Raw genomic sequence first — 14,701 nt, forward strand, 5'->3', positions numbered from 1 at the left:
CACCCGAAGCAATCGGATGGGGCATTCACACTAGCTAGCAGCTAGAGGTTAGAGCACAAATTACAGCGAATTAGTGCTGACCAACCTCGAAGCGGACGAAACCGGTCAGGGTAACGCCAGCCTCTTCCATGAGCTGCTTAACGGTCTTCTTGCTGTCAGCGACGGACGGCTGCTCCAGCAGAACAACGTCCTTGTAGAAGCCGTTCAGACGGCCCTCGACGATCTTGGCGATAGCCTGCTCCGGCTTGCCCTCTTCGCGAGTAATCTTCTCGTAGACAGCGCGCTCTGCCTCGACGCGGTCAGCCGGGACATCCTCGCGGGACAGGTACTGAGCCTTCAGAGCGGCAACCTGCATAGCTGCTGCGTGAGCAGTCTCTGCAGCGCCCTCTCCCTCACCGGTGTAAGCAACCAGAACACCGACAGCTGCCGGCAGGTCTGCTGCACGGCGGTGCAGGTAGACAGCGATGTTGTCGCCCTCGAGAGTAGCAGCGCGACGCAGCTCCAGCTTCTCACCGATCTTTGCGGAGAGCTCCTGGGTAGCCTCAGCTGCGGTCTGACCGTCGAGGTCAGCTGCTGCGAGCTCTTCCGGGGAGTTTGCCTTGACTGCTGCGGCAGCGTCGGCGACCTTGTTGGCGAAGTCGATGAACTCCTGGTTCTTGGCAACGAAGTCGGTCTCGGAGTTGACCTCGACCATGGTGTTACCAGAAACAGCAATCAGGCCCTCGGCAGCGGTGCGCTCTGCACGCTTGCCGACGTCCTTTGCGCCCTTAATGCGCAGGATCTCGACAGCCTTGTCGAAATCGCCGTCGGTCTCGACGAGTGCGTCCTTACAAGCCTTCATGCCGGAGCCGGTCAGCTCACGGAGCTTCTTGACGTCAGCAGCAGTGAAATTCGCCATGCTGGGCGTTCCTCCTTGTGGTGGTTAGAACTTGTGGTGGTTAGAAAGTTCAGCTTTACTCAGCGGATGCCGTCTCAGTTGCAGCGGAGCCCTCGGCGTCCATCTCTGCAGCCTGGTCGGTGTTCTCAGCGGCGGACTCGATCGGAGCGTCGCCTGCTGCTTCGCGAGCAGCGTTGGCCTCGCGCTCAGCGCGAGCCTTGCGGCCCTCTTCAACAGCGGTGGAGATGATGCGGGTCAGCACGGAAGCAGCGCGGATTGCGTCGTCGTTGCCCGGGATCGGGAAATCAACGTCATCCGGGTCGCAGTTGGTGTCCAGGATGGCAACAACCGGAATGCCCAGCTTCTTAGCCTCGGAGACAGCGATGTGCTCCTTGTTGGTGTCAACAATCCACAGTGCGGACGGAACCTTGGACATGTCGCGAATACCGCCCAGGGTGCGCTCCAGCTTGGTGCGCTCACGGGTCAGCATCAGGATTTCCTTCTTGCCGCGACCCTCGTAGCCGTTCTCAGCAGCGTCCATTGCCTGAAGCTCCTTCAGGCGAGCCAGGCGCTTGGAAACGGTGGCGAAGTTGGTCAGCATACCGCCGAGCCAGCGGTGGTTGACGTACGGCATGTCAACGCGCTCTGCCTCGTTCTGAACGGCTTCCTGAGCCTGCTTCTTGGTACCGACGAACAGGATGTTGCCACCGTGAGCGACAGTCTCCTTGACGAACTCGAAAGCCTCGTCGATGTAGGTCAGGGTCTGCTGCAGGTCGATGATGTAGATGCCATTGCGCTCGGTGAAGATGAAACGCTTCATCTTCGGGTTCCAACGACGGGTCTGGTGACCGAAGTGGACACCTGCATCGAGCAGTTCTCGCATGGATACAACAGCCATGTCATATTCAGGGAAGATCCTCACGTCCAGCCTGACTAGGGCTGCGGCTGCTTCCCTTCCTTTCTTATCCGATATAGGTGGTTACAGTTCACGCACAGGCTTTCCCTGTGCCCTAGCGCTCCCCCGCTGCCTCACACCCGACAGATATCCTGCCGAGCACCCGTGAACCAGCCGGAATGGGTCGCGCGCGTAGTCTTTGTGCTAATGACCGCCCATTAAGGCAGACACCGCGAGCGTAATCTTATCTGATACATCGCGCAGGTCGCAATATCTGACACGCCCTGCTATCCACAGGACAAAAAGTCATCCACAGCTAGAACCGTTTGCAATGCACTGCCGCTTGTCGACGGGTGTAGCGTCCGCCACACTATCGCGCATGACAACCAAGCAGAGTTTCAGGCGCTCGCTAATGCGCACATTAGCGCTATTCGTGCTCGCTGTCGCGCTAACAACACCCCCAAGCCCACCTGCAGCTACCGGCGAGCCAATATCCGCTATTACGCATACTTTCCCTGTGCACGGCAAAGTTCTACGCTTCTACACCCCACCGGAAAAACGCTGGCAGCCTGGACATCGCGGAGTAGACCTGAACGCCTCCCCGGGCCAGCCAATCCGCGCCTCAGCTCCCGGTGTGGTGCATTTCGCCGGTTCGATCGCCGGAATGACTTCCGTGTCAATCATGCACGCCGATGGCATCCGCACAACCTATCAGCCCATAGATACCGCGTTAGAAAAGGGAGACCACGTGGCCGCTGGCCAGGTGATTGGTCATCTTGTGGTCAACGCCAAACATCCCGAACCGGGCCTGCATTGGGGCGCACTGCGCGGCAAAGACTATCTCAACCCACTGGATTTGATACAGCGGAGACCAATCGTGCTCAAGCCTGTACGCAATTAAACAACCCTGCGCAATTAAGCGCGCGGATGTGCCCGCTTATGTACTTCACGGAGACGATCCGCTGAGACGTGGGTATAAATCTGCGTGGTCGCCAGACTCGAATGACCGAGCATCTCCTGCACCACACGCAAGTCAGCGCCACCTTCCACCATGGCCGTGGCCGCAGAATGTCGGAGAGCATGCGGTGAAACATCAGCCCATTTATGAATAACTCGGCGCGCCTGACGAGGATTCAATCTACCTCCACGCACACCGAGAAAAAGCGCATGTTCGGCCTGTGCGGAAGCATGAAAGCTTCCACGCACCTGGAGCCAGCCTTTGAGTGCCGCCTCCGCTGGTGCACCGAAGGGCACGATGCGCTGCTTGTTCCCCTTACCCACTACCGAGATGATGTGGCGGGAAAAGTCCACATCTGAGACGTCGGCCTTGCACAGCTCTTCTACACGCATCCCGGTGGCATACAACAGTTCCACAATGGCCAAGTCGCGAGCCGCAACTGCGCTGTCCTCGGATGAGACTTTCTCGATTGCCTCCTCAACCCTCTCCGGCGAGAGCACTTCCGGAAGATGCTGATGTTTCTTCGGCGTTGACAGCCGCAGCGACGGATCAGCATCGAGAATTTGCCGAGCTACGAGCCAACTACAGAACTGGCGAATGGACGTCGTTAAGCGAGCCAGCGATGACCGCGCAGCACCCTCCGCATGCTTCGCGCCGAGGTGCGCACGGATGACAGGGGTGGAGAGTTCACTGATGTGGTCCAGGCCGGCGAGGAGGGGGATGAGATCGGCTCGATAGGCACGGACGGTTGCGTCAGAGAGTCTGCGGGAATAAGTCAGCTCATCGAGAAAATCCATGAGCACGGCCTCAATATTGGCGGATAACCCGAGATCCAGCTCAGTCCTGTCGTCGTTATTGGTTGCGCGCTTCACGGTTCTGACCTTAGTAGATGCACACCGCGAGACCTCACCAGACAGCGGAAAAAGGCAGTGACTCCGACTTTCGCCAGAGCCACTGCCCTATTGCCTCACCCATGTCACAAGCCCGTTTCCGTAACAGTTACTTAGGCTTGCCTTGCCTATATTACTGAGCGTACAGAGAATTGCAATACCTAATTCAAGATTTTTTCGAGATTCTCTGCAGAAGGCTTTATTAGCGCCTCACTAACGCTTCTGTTCCTGGCGCAACCACCCACCCTCCACCCGACTGGTCAGCCCCTGTCCCTGCAGCTCCAGCAACAAATGTGTCGTAAGCGCCACGGCCAATCCCGCCTGCGCTGCGACTTCTCCCACCGGCGTTGGCTCCGCAGAATTCAGAGAGTCGTAGACAGCGAGCTCGTTTCGAGAAAGCTTCTGCACCGCCGACTTTTCCCACAACAATTCAAGCTGAGCATCCTCGTTCACTGTGCCAACTGACCGATACAGCGACCGCACATTATCGGCACTACACACCAGGACAGCCTCGCCACTGCGGATTAGGTCATGACAGCCAGAGGTAGTTTGCAGCGTCACCGGTCCCGGCACTGCTCCCAAGGGCTTGTTTAGCCTCACTGCCCAGTGCGCTGTGTTGCGCGCCCCTGAACGCCAGCCCGCCTCGACGATTGTGGTTGCTCGCGATAGGGCCGCTACCAGACGATTCCTAGTCAAAAACCGATGCCGCGCAGGTCGCACCCCCAGTGGATACTCCGTAATCAGCGCACCCCGCTCTGCAATCCCGTCGAAGAGTTCTGCATGCGCCCGCGGATAGTCAACCCCTACACCACCGGCTCCGACCACAACCGTAGTGCCGCCAGCGTCGAGCGCAGCTCGATGCGCCGCGGCATCAATACCCAACGCACCACCACTGATGACACTAACCCCCGCATTCGCGAACTGCCCCGCGAATTGGGCCGCCACCTGTGTCCCGTAGCTGCTGGCCATCCGCGTTCCGACAATCGCCACCGCTTCACTGACCACGTCCCGCAAGTCACGGCCACGCACCCACAGCGCAAGTGGTGGTGCATCGGCGCGGTCACGGACTTCGAGCGTCGTAAAGCAGGACAGCAGCTCCCCCGGCCACTCTGGGTGCCCCGGATAAATAAGACGCCACCCCATCGCTGCCGCCAGCTCCAAATCGTGGCCGCTCTGGTCAACGTCGGCCCGTGCCTGCGTCGTATTGAGCAGACCTTCCGGCAGCCCGGCGCGAGCCTTGATCCTCTCTGCTACCTCTACCGGCCCAAACTCCGTCACGAGCCGCACAATCTGCGGATGCGTCGCCTCTATCACACGATTCAGGTAAGCCCACGCGTGAATTTCGTCCATTTCTCCCCCTTGATAGTGGTTCGGTTGTATTAGCCGCTCTCGCGGTCATGCAGCTGGCAGGCACGTTGCACGTGCTCGAAGGTAAACGCGTCTACTCCCCCGAGATCTGCGAGCGTCCACGCCACTGCGATTACTTTGTCCACTCCCCGCTGGGTAATCTCTCCGTTCCTCAACTGGAAGTCCAATAACGCCATCGCTTCTTCGTCTAAGCCCGCGTGACGACGGAGAAGCGAGCGTGGCACACTCGCGTTGGTGACGGCTGCTTCGTCGGCAAGCCCCAGGGCCTGCCACCTATGTCGGGCACGGTCACGTGCGGCCTGTACCCGATCGCGAACGGCCGCGGAGGGCTCATTGTGTGCTTTGTTTTTAATTCCCAGCTTGGCCCCGGCAGGACTGAGCGTGACGTTGAGATCCATGCGATCGCGTAGCGGGCCCGATAATGCGCGACCATGCTTGGCTCGCTCGGTACTAGAACAGGTGCATTCGCTGGCATACGCCGCCCCACACCGACAGGGATTGGTCGCCATGACTAGTTGTGTTCTCGCCGGAAAGGTCACTCGATGGTGCGTACGCAGGTGGACGACCACCCCGTTTTCCATCGGCATCCGCAACGCATCCAATACCGCCGGGCGCATGAGGGTGATTTCGTCCAAGAACAGCACCCCATGGTGGGCAAGGCTAATCGCGCCGGGCTTGGGCACAGCACCGCCGCCGACTAACGCTGCCACAGTCGCGCTGTGATGTGGAGCCACAAACGGCGGATGTTGAATAAGAGTGTCCGCAGTATCGAGCGCTCCGGCCACCGAATGCAGCGCGGTGACCTCCAGCTGCTGCCACTTCTGCAATGGCGGCAGAATTGTGGGCAAGCGCTCAGCGAGCATGGACTTCCCAGTTCCCGGAGAACCCTGCATGAACAGATTGTGCCCACCTGCTGCGGCTACCTCGAGGGCGAAGCGGGCCTCAGGTTGGCCATCGACATCGGCCAGGTCTACCGAGAAGGCTTGTTCGCTGGGGTCGTCGTTAAGCGCGGTCGTCAAACCTGAGCCGGTGAGTACCCAGCCCCATAGCTGTGCGAGGTCGGCTGCGGTGCAGACTGCGATGCCGTCGACGAGCGCGGCCTCGGCGGCGTTGGCGGCGGGGACGACAACCCAACGGGCACCTGCCTCGCGGGCGGCAAGGACTTGCGGCAGCACTCCACGCACCGGGCGAATGGAACCGTCGAGCCCAAGTTCGCCAATGAGAACCGTGTGGCGGAGACGACCTCGGGCCTCCATGTCATCGCTGGTTGCGATAAGGATGGCGCAGACGATGGCGAGGTCAAAGCTAGTGCCGTGCTTGCGGATATGCGCCGGCGACAGACTCACCACGACTTTTGTCTTCGGCCAGGGCAACTGCGAGTTAGCAACCGCCGTGCGCACGCGATGTTTGGCTTCTCCGACGGCGGCATCGCCGAGCCCACCGATATACATTCCCGGCAAGCCACGCCCAACATCGGCTTCCACCTGCACAATAGTTCCTTCAATGCCGCTGAGGCTGACTGCAAGAGCTGTACCGACAGTCATCTAGCAGTCCCACATGATTGCGTCGCTGATTGCGGGAATGTACGTAACTGCAACGACTGGAGGACCGGACGAAGGGCTGGACACTGTGACTTCTGCGCAGTCGATAACTACGGACTCTAACCAGTAGGTAGAACTCTCTGACAGCCACTGTCCCGCCGCCTTGCGCAAATGACGAAGCTTGGCTGCTGTGATGGACTCTCTGCCGTCCCCAAACTGACTACTTCGCGAGCTGCGCCGCGTTTTTACCTCCACAAAATGCAGCCTGCCGTCAACATCTTCAGCAATAAGATCGAGCTCATAGCGCCCCACCCGCTCATTCCGAGCAATAACTTCCCACCCCTGATCCTCCAACATCTCAGCAACGAAATCCTCCCCAAACGCGCCGAGCTGTCTTGTGGTTAGTTCTTCAAAGCTCTGTGTCATAGCCCCGGTCCCCCTGGTTCCCCGTTGAATTGTGCCTTGGCGGTTTACCGCCTTGGCGGTTCGGAAACACTCTTGCACAGCGGGCATGACAAAGGCCCTCCGATAAATGCTCAGAGGGCCCTAACTGTGGATAATTTTTCGACTGTGGATAACTGTTAGCAGCTAGCCATAACATGCGATGACAGGCGACGATAACCTACGGCAGTCGCAAGTCCGGCTTATCCAGTTCCTCGATATTGACATCCTTGAAAGTGATAACGCGCACGTAGCGGACAAACCGAGCCGGGCGATGGACATCCCACACCCACGCATCCGACATCCGCAGCTCGAAATAGACCTCGTTTTCGCTGTTGTGCGGAATCAGCTCCACAGCATTAGCAAGGTAGAACCTGCGCTCCGTCTCAACAACGTACGAAAACTGACTAACGACATCGCGGAACTCCTTGTACAGGGATAGTTCAACGTCGGCCTCGTAGTTTTCTAGATCTTCTGCGCTCACGACCGCGACGGCTCCTTCGAGTGTTTACATGTTGCTCTTTTTGTACATGTTGGTCTATTCGGGGTGCTCAAGATACTCCGCGTGTGCCAAGCGCACATTGCGGTATGACCACCGATGCTCCGGGGTTGCGCCATGGCGTGAAATCGCTTCCATATGCGATGACGTGCCGTAGCCCTTATGCCCCGCCAGACCATAGTCCGGATACTTCTCCGATAGGTCAACCATAATGCGGTCGCGGGTGACTTTGGCTAAGACACTCGCAGCAGCAATACATCGGCAAGCGGAATCACCACCAATCACGGGCAAATAGGGTGCCGTGAAGCCAGACACTTTGAGTGCGTCGGTAAGCACATAGCCAGGACGCTGTCCCAACCCGGCTACCGCGCGGCGCATTCCAGTGACATTCGCGTCCTGAATGCCGAATTGGTCGATGTAGGACGCGGGAATCGTCGTCACGCAAAAAGAGGTAGCGAAGCGTTGGATGAGCGGAAAGAGCCGTTCACGTGCGGCCGGCGTGAGCTTTTTAGAATCGGTGAGCTTATCCAGCTCTGCGATAGGGCGTTCTGGAAGGCAGCAGGCGGCGATAACTATCGGGCCTGCACAGGCGCCGCGACCAGCCTCGTCGACCCCGGCTACAGGTCCAAAGCCGCGCTTTGCCAGCGCGACCTCTATCGTGCGCGACTGCTTCAGCCTCCGCAGTTTCGGCGCCGGCGGCGTGAGCAGACTGTGCTGACTAGTTGTGCTGGATGTCCGGATCATCGACGCCACCGATGCGGTTAAACGGCAGGATGATTGCCTGCACCTTGCCGACGACGTTATCCAGCGGCACAGTACCCTGCAGCTCGTCGCCCATGTGATAGCGAGAGTCCGCAGAGTTGGTGCGGTTATCACCCATGACCCACAGATTCCCCTCCGGCACTGTTACCGGCCCGAAGTACGGGCCACCACACTGCTCTGAGCCAAGATTATCCACCACCGGCTTGTCTGCCGGAGTTTTAATGAAATCCTGGTCTGTCATCTTGCCGTCAACCATGATGCCGGGATCTCCTGGGCGACACTGCACAGTCTGCCCACCCGTGGCAATCACACGCTTGACTAACGCATTTTCATCCGGGGCGACAAGGCCAATCCAGGAACCAACCGTCTGCAGCGAGTTTGCCACCGGGTTAGTAGAACGCTGTGACACGTAGTTACTATTCCAGGACTCCGGGCCATTAAAGACGACAACATCGCCGGGCTTGGGATCTGAGAACTGGTAGGAAACCTTATCCACCCAAATGCGGTCACCGGTGCACCCGACACATCCGTTGAGCGTCGGCTGCATCGACTCGGATGGAATCACGTAGACACGGCCGATAAAGGACTGCACACCAGCACTGATGAGCAGGGCAATCACGATAATGATTGGAATCTCGATGTACCACGGAGTGTGCTTTTCAGGCTCCTCGTCAAGTTTCCGGAAGCCTTTCAAGCCTTCAGTACGGTCTTCTTTTTGGCCGTCAGTCTGTTCGCGAGAATCGTCGTCGGTCATGGGAAAAGACTATACGCGATAGAAAAATCCCCACCGAGCTCAACACTCGATGGGGATTATTTTGCGCCAAAAGACTAGCGGCGCTCCTTGATGCGTGCAGCCTTACCGCGCAGGTTGCGCAGGTAGTACAGCTTCGCACGGCGAACGTCGCCCTTGAAGACAACGCGAATCTCGTCGATGTTCGGGGAGTGCACCGGGAAGGTACGCTCAACAGCGATACCGAAGGATACCTTGCGGACGGTGAAGGTCTCGCGGACGCCGCCGCCCTGACGACGGATAACGACGCCCTTGAAGACCTGAATACGCTCGGTCTTACCCTCGACAATCTTTACGTCGACCTCGACGGTGTCACCAGCGCGGAACTCCGGAATGTCGTCGCGCAGGTATGCTGCATCAACCTTGTCAAGAATGTTCATGGAAACTTATTCCTTTACTTTTTGCATAGACAGAGGACCCTGGCGGCGCTTTCCCACAGAGGGACGCTCGGCCGGTTCATGCCCGAAACAGGTAAAGCTGCCTATAAAGACAACCTGGAAATTATTACACACCCCCTGGTCAGAAACCAAACTCATCCATGTTCGGCGGGTCTTGTGGATCTTGTGGGTCCTGGGGGTCTTGCGGTTTAAGAGTATCGGCGTCTTCTCCCCTGCGCGCTTCTTCGACCAGCTTCCGTGATTGCTCTATCAACTCCTGGCGATACTCGTTATATTCTGCCAGTGCCTGCGCCATTCGCAGTCCCCGTTTGTCAAAGGTGTAGCGTCCGTGCCCGGCGAGCGGCCCATCTTCCAGGCTCACCGCCTTTTTGCCCGTGCTTGACGACGTCCACAGTTCCACTCCATCCCGATCACGTGCAACATTCCACAGACCAGCTGTTTTCATGTTGTGGTGCCGGCGGCAGAGGCAGTGGAGGTTCGGCGTTTCCGTTGCCCCGCCCTCCTCTGGGTGCTCTTTGTCGTACGGCTCAATATGGTCAATGTCGCAGAGCTCCGCGGGTACATCACATCCCGGAAAGCGACACGTTCCGTCCCGACCTTTAACGAAGGCCCTCTGACTTTCGGTTGGGGCGTAGCCCTCCGCGGTTTCGTCGGCAAGCATACGAATATGCGTGACCTTATCAATCCACGCCTGCGTAGCTAACTGCGAGATCCAGCCAACGCCGCCAAGCCAGGCGGTGCGGGGACGCTCCTCTGTGGCAGGACAGTATAGGTTGAGTACGATTTTTGCCTCGGCGGTGCCGCGGATGAGGTGTGTCAAAGCTTCGACTCGAGTGCAGCCAGCTGAGCTGGAGATGGACTCGAGGGTGGTTTTGAATTCGAGAGCGCGGGTCTTTTCCAGCTCCATAAAAACTTCCGCGAAGTTGTCGCTCTCTTCAAAACCGATACTCTCTCCTACTATTTCGCGTTCTCCTGCAGGAAGCAGCGGATCGACATCACCCGGAAGGTTTTTGGGGCGAAGCTGAGGTTCAATTTCTTCGATAACCCGTTGCAGGAATTTATGTAGGCTGCGAACTCCCCGGAGTGCCTCGCCATGCTTTCGGGGAATGACAAAGCGGGCAATTTCTTCTTCAACAGCTGCACGCACCTCTGGATCGTGGAGCGGCGCTGTCGCGCGAGCAATGGTGATCAGATGCGCAAAGGGCAAATGAGCTCGAGCTTTAATAAAGGCACCCAGCCGGGGCATACGCGCTAACTGAATGCCGACCTCTACATACTCGAGCGCCTTACCGCGGGAAATACCCAACTCGGGTGCGATTTCAGCAATGTATGCATTCACATCAATCTCAAGCGACTTCGGCGTGCAACCGCAAGCTATACCCAGTTCCAGGCGATTGCGTTGGATACCCGCCACCGCCAACTGGTTCGTGGATGACTCGTGGAAAAACTGCGGCGCTTCAGGCAGCAGAGCCGCTTGGTAAACATCAGACGGTTGTTTGGCCGGACTATCTTTTTCAGACATTGTTCCCCCAAAGCCCCAACCCCGCTCAGTGTCGATAACCAGTGAATACCACTAGCCCAACGCCAAGAAGAGAAGCTCAAGTACTTTGTTCTTGATGCCTCCATTTTAGCACACCCATTCGATTGCGCAACCCCTTTAATAAAACTTTTTCGCTTGTACATTCGAGTGAATTGTTGAGCGTGTTATCAAATGTCACGAGGTGCATCTTCTGGCGAAACTCCGCGCACACTAAGACGGCACGCTACAACCGCTCGCTACAACGTCACGCTGATACAGCACTCCAATAACGACCGCTGCCGACCGTTGCTACAAAGCCCCCCCCCCAACTGCTAGATTGTCTCCATGCAGCAGATTCCACGCTTTGACCCCTGGATTGTTCGAGGAACAATCATCGCCCCGTGCGTTCTGGCGATTGCACAGCTTCTGTGGGTAATTGCCATTTCCGACCGACTACCGGAGCAGTTAGCAACGCATTGGAGCGGTAGCGGCACTCCCAACGGTTTCATGCCGCCAGTTCAAAGCACATTGATTATGGCCATCATCGTCATCGCATGTGCACAGATCGGTTGGCTCGGCGCCAAGACCAGTACGCCGCTTGTTGTACGGAAGCCAATTGCAATAACCAACCTCGCCCTCTGCGGCTTCTTAATCGGCATTGAATTCGCGATTATCATCCCGCAGATCGGCACGACGGACCCTACGACCGCCCGAATCGGCTGGATCTATGCAATAGCCGGCGTCATCATCGGCCTAGTAGCGGCCCTGCTCGTGACGCGCCGCCTCAAGGACTACTCCTCGCTTACCGACGCCACGGTCACCGAGCCGACATCGCCACAGTTGCCCCATCGAGAAGGAGCCCCGACTCCCATCGATGTCAGTGTGGCCATCTCTAAGGGGGTCAAGGTCACCCTCGCAGTCTGGTGCGTGGTGTCTGTAGCGCTCGCAGTGTTCCTGCCAAGCCTCGGCATTGTTTTTCTGCTGTGCACGCCGCTATTCCTCATCGCATATGAAACCGGCATGACACTAGACACGGACCCGAAGACAGATTCCATTACCGTTTTTAACGGCTGTGGACCGCTGAAGATGAAACACCCCATTGAGCTTCGAACCATCAAATATGCGAAGCCGGCCACTTATAACTGGGCCGACGGTGGCGGTATTGGGCTTCGACTTGGCAATGATGGCCGCATCACCGTGGCGGCACGGTCAGGCGAGGCAGTCAAGATTGAGACCTCGGGGTCCGATTACACCATCGTCGTACCGGATGGAATGGCTGCGGCTGTCGCGGGTGAGATCAACAGCCGCATCGACGCTATGCGCCAATAGGCTATGCGCTAATAAATCAAGCGCTAACAGATCAGGAGCTAAAAGCCTGCCCTGCGCAGCGCGTCAGCCATGGAACCGCCGCCTCCACCGCGGTTGGCTCCACCGCGCTTCTTATTCTGGGAACCACGCTTTCGGCCGCCTCCACGGCCTTCTCCGCGACCGCCGTCACGCTTTGGCTTGGCATCCGAGGCGTCGTCGTCAAGCCTGAGCGATAGACCGATGCGGTTGCGTTCGACGTCAACGTCGAGAACCTTCACCTTGACCACCTCGCCCGAGCGGACGACCTCGTGCGGGTCGGAGACGAAACCGCGGGCCATGTTGGAGACGTGGACGAGGCCGTCCTGGTGGACTCCGACGTCGACGAAGGCGCCGAAGGCCGCGACGTTGGTGACGGTGCCCTCGAGAATCATGCCGGGCTGAAGATCGGAGACCTTCTCCACGCCTTCCTTGAAGGTGGCGGTGACGAACTCGGGACGCGGATCGCGGCCGGGCTTGTCCAGCTCGGTCAAGATGTCCTGGACGGTGGGCAGGCCGATACCTGCGGACTCGTCGACGAAGTCTGCAGCACGCACCTTGGACAGGACACGGGAGTTGCCGATGAGCTCCTGGACACTAACGCCGGTCGAAGCGGCGATGGCATCGACGACGCGGTAGGACTCCGGGTGCACGGCGGAGGCATCCAGCGGGTTGTTAGCGCCGTGGATGCGAAGGAAGCCGGCGCACTGCTCGAAGGCCTTCGGGCCAAGACGCGGAACCTTCAGCAGCTCCTTGCGGGAGGTGAAAGCGCCGTTTTCGTCTCGGTAAGCGACGATGTTGTCCGCAACAGTCGAGGACACGCCAGCAACGCGACCGAGCAGCGGCGCAGAGGCGGTGTTGACCTCCACGCCGACAGCGTTGACGGCATCCTCGACCACGGCATCGAGAGAGTGCTCGAGCTTGGTCTGGGAAACGTCGTGCTGGTACTGGCCGACACCGATGGACTTCGGATCGATTTTGACGAGCTCAGCAAGCGGGTCCTGCAGGCGGCGGGCAATCGATACGGCACCGCGGAGAGATACATCCATGTCCGGGAACTCAGCTGCTGCCAGGGACGATGCGGAGTAGACGGAAGCACCGGCCTCAGAAACCACCACAGGGGTCGGCTTCTTGCCACCGGCCTGAGCTATCAGGTCAGCGATTTCGCGGGCCAGGGTTTCGGTCTCGCGGGAAGCGGTGCCGTTGCCGATGGCCATGAGCTCCACGCGGTGCGTGGCGCAGAGAGTGGCCAGTTGCTCCTTGGCGCCGGACCAGTCATTGCGCGGCTGGTGCGGGTAGACGATGGCAGTGTCGAGCACCTTGCCAGTGGAGTCGACAACGGCGCACTTAACACCATTGCGGTATCCCGGGTCCAGGCCGAGAGTGGCGCGCTGGCCAGCCGGTGCGGCCAGCAGCAGGTCACGCAGGTTACGGGCGAAGACATCCACGGCTTCGGCCTCGGCGCGCTCCTTCAGTCGAGTGCGGGCATCGAGGGCAGCGGACACCTCCAACTTGGTGCGCCAACCGAAACGAACGGCCTGGTCAATCCACTTGGAGGTACCGCCGTCGGGAAGCTCAAAGGCCTCACGGATCATGTGCTCGTAGGTCTCATCCTCACCCGCATCGATGTTGAGCGTCAGGATGCCCTCGGCCTCACCGCGCAGCACGGCCAACACGCGGTGGCTAGGCATGGTGTCCAGAGGTTCGTTGTGCTCGAAGTAGTCACGGTACTTCGCACCCGCAGTCTCCTTGCCCTCCACCACGGCAGCGGCGGCGGAACCGGAGGACCACACCTGCTCACGGACAGAGCCAACCAAATCAGCATCGGTAGCGAAGCGATCGACCAAGATGGCACGGGCACCGGTCAGAGCGTCCTTCGCATCCTTACCAGCTGCCTCGCCGTACTTAGTGGCCAGAGTCTCGGGGTCCGCGGCTGGGTCGGCCAGCAGCTCCTCCACCAGCGGTTCGTACCCGGCCTCACGTGCAATATCGGCCTTGGTCTTGCGCTTCTTCTTGTACGGCAGGTAGAGATCCTCCAACCGCGCCTTAGTGTCGCAGGCGAGGATGGCGGCCTTGAGATCGTCGTTAAGCTTTCCCTGCTCTTCAATGGCGGCGAGAATCGTTTGCTTGCGCTCTTCTAGTTCGCGCAGGTAAACGACGCGTTCCTCGATGAAACGCAGCTGTGTGTCATCGAGCCCGCCGGTTACTTCCTTGCGATAGCGGGCGATGAAAGGCACGGTGTTGCCTTCGTCGAGAAGCTTGATAGCGGCGGCGACGGCACTTTCGGCAACGTCCGCACCAGTGGCGGCGAGTTCTCGGGCAATTACTGATGAAATCACCCGGGCAACTTTACTATCGTGGAAGTACCAATTGGCGAACGCCCCACAGAAGGCTCGCAGTAAACACCGGAAAAGGAGCC

14 protein-coding genes are annotated in these 14,701 nt (G+C 58.8%); 2 read left to right on the forward strand and 12 right to left on the reverse strand.

Annotated features, from left to right (window positions below; all coding sequences use genetic code 11):
- Positions 1 to 70: 70 nt before the first annotated feature.
- Positions 71 to 898, reverse strand: coding sequence for a translation elongation factor Ts (tsf, locus tag HMPREF3130_RS03095; RefSeq protein ID WP_048735543.1), 828 nt, complete (start codon positions 896 to 898; stop codon positions 71 to 73).
- Between the two features lie 55 nt (positions 899 to 953).
- On the reverse strand, positions 954 to 1,775 hold the full coding sequence (gene rpsB, locus HMPREF3130_RS03100; RefSeq protein ID WP_038628671.1) for a 30S ribosomal protein S2: 822 nt from the start codon (positions 1,773 to 1,775) through the stop codon (positions 954 to 956).
- A 376-nt stretch (positions 1,776 to 2,151) separates the two neighbouring features.
- Here rpsB and HMPREF3130_RS03105 point away from each other — a divergent pair, with 376 nt between their 5' ends.
- A complete protein-coding gene (locus tag HMPREF3130_RS03105) occupies positions 2,152 to 2,673 on the forward strand; it encodes a murein hydrolase activator EnvC family protein (RefSeq protein ID WP_070429359.1) in 522 nt (173 codons plus the stop codon).
- Positions 2,674 to 2,687: 14 nt separating this feature from the next.
- Here the strand turns inward: HMPREF3130_RS03105 and HMPREF3130_RS03110 are convergent, their stop codons facing one another.
- The 9 genes from HMPREF3130_RS03110 to HMPREF3130_RS03150 form a co-directional block, all read right to left on the reverse strand.
- Positions 2,688 to 3,527: a tyrosine recombinase XerC gene (locus HMPREF3130_RS03110; RefSeq protein WP_176719093.1), complete on the reverse strand. Its 840-nt coding sequence runs from the start codon at positions 3,525 to 3,527 to the stop codon at positions 2,688 to 2,690.
- Positions 3,528 to 3,833: 306 nt separating this feature from the next.
- Entirely contained in the window at positions 3,834 to 4,970 is a 1,137-nt protein-coding gene (gene dprA, locus HMPREF3130_RS03115) for a DNA-processing protein DprA (protein WP_049189671.1), read from the reverse strand.
- Between the two features lie 29 nt (positions 4,971 to 4,999).
- Positions 5,000 to 6,532: a YifB family Mg chelatase-like AAA ATPase gene (locus tag HMPREF3130_RS03120; RefSeq protein WP_049189672.1), complete on the reverse strand. Its 1,533-nt coding sequence runs from the start codon at positions 6,530 to 6,532 to the stop codon at positions 5,000 to 5,002.
- Positions 6,533 to 6,955, reverse strand: coding sequence for a YraN family protein (locus tag HMPREF3130_RS03125; protein WP_049194021.1), 423 nt, complete (start codon positions 6,953 to 6,955; stop codon positions 6,533 to 6,535).
- Between the two features lie 196 nt (positions 6,956 to 7,151).
- Positions 7,152 to 7,454, reverse strand: coding sequence for a DUF2469 domain-containing protein (locus HMPREF3130_RS03130; RefSeq protein WP_005509529.1), 303 nt, complete (start codon positions 7,452 to 7,454; stop codon positions 7,152 to 7,154).
- A 54-nt stretch (positions 7,455 to 7,508) separates the two neighbouring features.
- A complete protein-coding gene (locus HMPREF3130_RS03135) occupies positions 7,509 to 8,213 on the reverse strand; it encodes a ribonuclease HII (RefSeq protein WP_224783775.1) in 705 nt (234 codons plus the stop codon).
- Complete coding sequence (gene lepB, locus HMPREF3130_RS03140) at positions 8,188 to 8,985, reverse strand: signal peptidase I (RefSeq protein WP_049189674.1); 798 nt, start codon at positions 8,983 to 8,985, stop codon at positions 8,188 to 8,190. Before lepB ends, HMPREF3130_RS03135 begins: the two co-directional genes overlap by 26 nt.
- Positions 8,986 to 9,059: 74 nt before the next feature.
- The gene (gene rplS, locus HMPREF3130_RS03145; protein WP_048761860.1) at positions 9,060 to 9,401 is read right to left on the reverse strand and encodes a 50S ribosomal protein L19; all 342 of its coding nucleotides are present in this window, start codon (positions 9,399 to 9,401) and stop codon (positions 9,060 to 9,062) included.
- Positions 9,402 to 9,540: 139 nt separating this feature from the next.
- Positions 9,541 to 10,941, reverse strand: a complete 1,401-nt coding sequence (locus HMPREF3130_RS03150) for an HNH endonuclease signature motif containing protein (RefSeq protein WP_049189675.1) — start codon at positions 10,939 to 10,941, stop codon at positions 9,541 to 9,543.
- A gap of 342 nt (positions 10,942 to 11,283) precedes the next feature.
- On the opposite strand from HMPREF3130_RS03150, the gene HMPREF3130_RS03155 reads away from it, so the two are divergent.
- The gene (locus HMPREF3130_RS03155; RefSeq protein WP_049189676.1) at positions 11,284 to 12,267 is read left to right on the forward strand and encodes a DUF1648 domain-containing protein; all 984 of its coding nucleotides are present in this window, start codon (positions 11,284 to 11,286) and stop codon (positions 12,265 to 12,267) included.
- 38 nt (positions 12,268 to 12,305) lie between these two features.
- Here HMPREF3130_RS03155 and HMPREF3130_RS03160 read toward each other — a convergent pair whose 3' ends face one another.
- On the reverse strand, positions 12,306 to 14,621 hold the full coding sequence (locus HMPREF3130_RS03160) for a Tex family protein (protein WP_070429302.1): 2,316 nt from the start codon (positions 14,619 to 14,621) through the stop codon (positions 12,306 to 12,308).
- Positions 14,622 to 14,701: the final 80 nt, after the last annotated feature.

It is taken from the genome of Corynebacterium sp. HMSC14B06 (assembly GCF_001807075.1).
GTDB classification, from domain to species: Bacteria; Actinomycetota; Actinomycetes; order Mycobacteriales; family Mycobacteriaceae; genus Corynebacterium; species Corynebacterium jeikeium_D.

Excerpts from the sequence above, each read along its gene's own strand:
- tsf (WP_048735543.1), bottom strand. The coding sequence starts at position 898 with ATGGCGAATTTCACTGCTGCTGACGTCAAGAAGCTCCGTGAGCTGACC.
- rpsB (WP_038628671.1), bottom strand. The coding sequence starts at position 1,775 with ATGGCTGTTGTATCCATGCGAGAACTGCTCGATGCAGGTGTCCACTTC.
- HMPREF3130_RS03105 (WP_070429359.1), top strand. The coding sequence starts at position 2,152 with ATGACAACCAAGCAGAGTTTCAGGCGCTCGCTAATGCGCACATTAGCG.
- HMPREF3130_RS03110 (WP_176719093.1), bottom strand. The coding sequence starts at position 3,527 with ATGGATTTTCTCGATGAGCTGACTTATTCCCGCAGACTCTCTGACGCA.
- dprA (WP_049189671.1), bottom strand. The coding sequence starts at position 4,970 with ATGGACGAAATTCACGCGTGGGCTTACCTGAATCGTGTGATAGAGGCG.
- HMPREF3130_RS03120 (WP_049189672.1), bottom strand. The coding sequence starts at position 6,532 with ATGACTGTCGGTACAGCTCTTGCAGTCAGCCTCAGCGGCATTGAAGGA.
- HMPREF3130_RS03125 (WP_049194021.1), bottom strand. The coding sequence starts at position 6,955 with ATGACACAGAGCTTTGAAGAACTAACCACAAGACAGCTCGGCGCGTTT.
- HMPREF3130_RS03135 (WP_224783775.1), bottom strand. The coding sequence starts at position 8,213 with ATGATCCGGACATCCAGCACAACTAGTCAGCACAGTCTGCTCACGCCG.
- lepB (WP_049189674.1), bottom strand. The coding sequence starts at position 8,985 with ATGACCGACGACGATTCTCGCGAACAGACTGACGGCCAAAAAGAAGAC.
- rplS (WP_048761860.1), bottom strand. The coding sequence starts at position 9,401 with ATGAACATTCTTGACAAGGTTGATGCAGCATACCTGCGCGACGACATT.
- HMPREF3130_RS03150 (WP_049189675.1), bottom strand. The coding sequence starts at position 10,941 with ATGTCTGAAAAAGATAGTCCGGCCAAACAACCGTCTGATGTTTACCAA.
- HMPREF3130_RS03155 (WP_049189676.1), top strand. The coding sequence starts at position 11,284 with ATGCAGCAGATTCCACGCTTTGACCCCTGGATTGTTCGAGGAACAATC.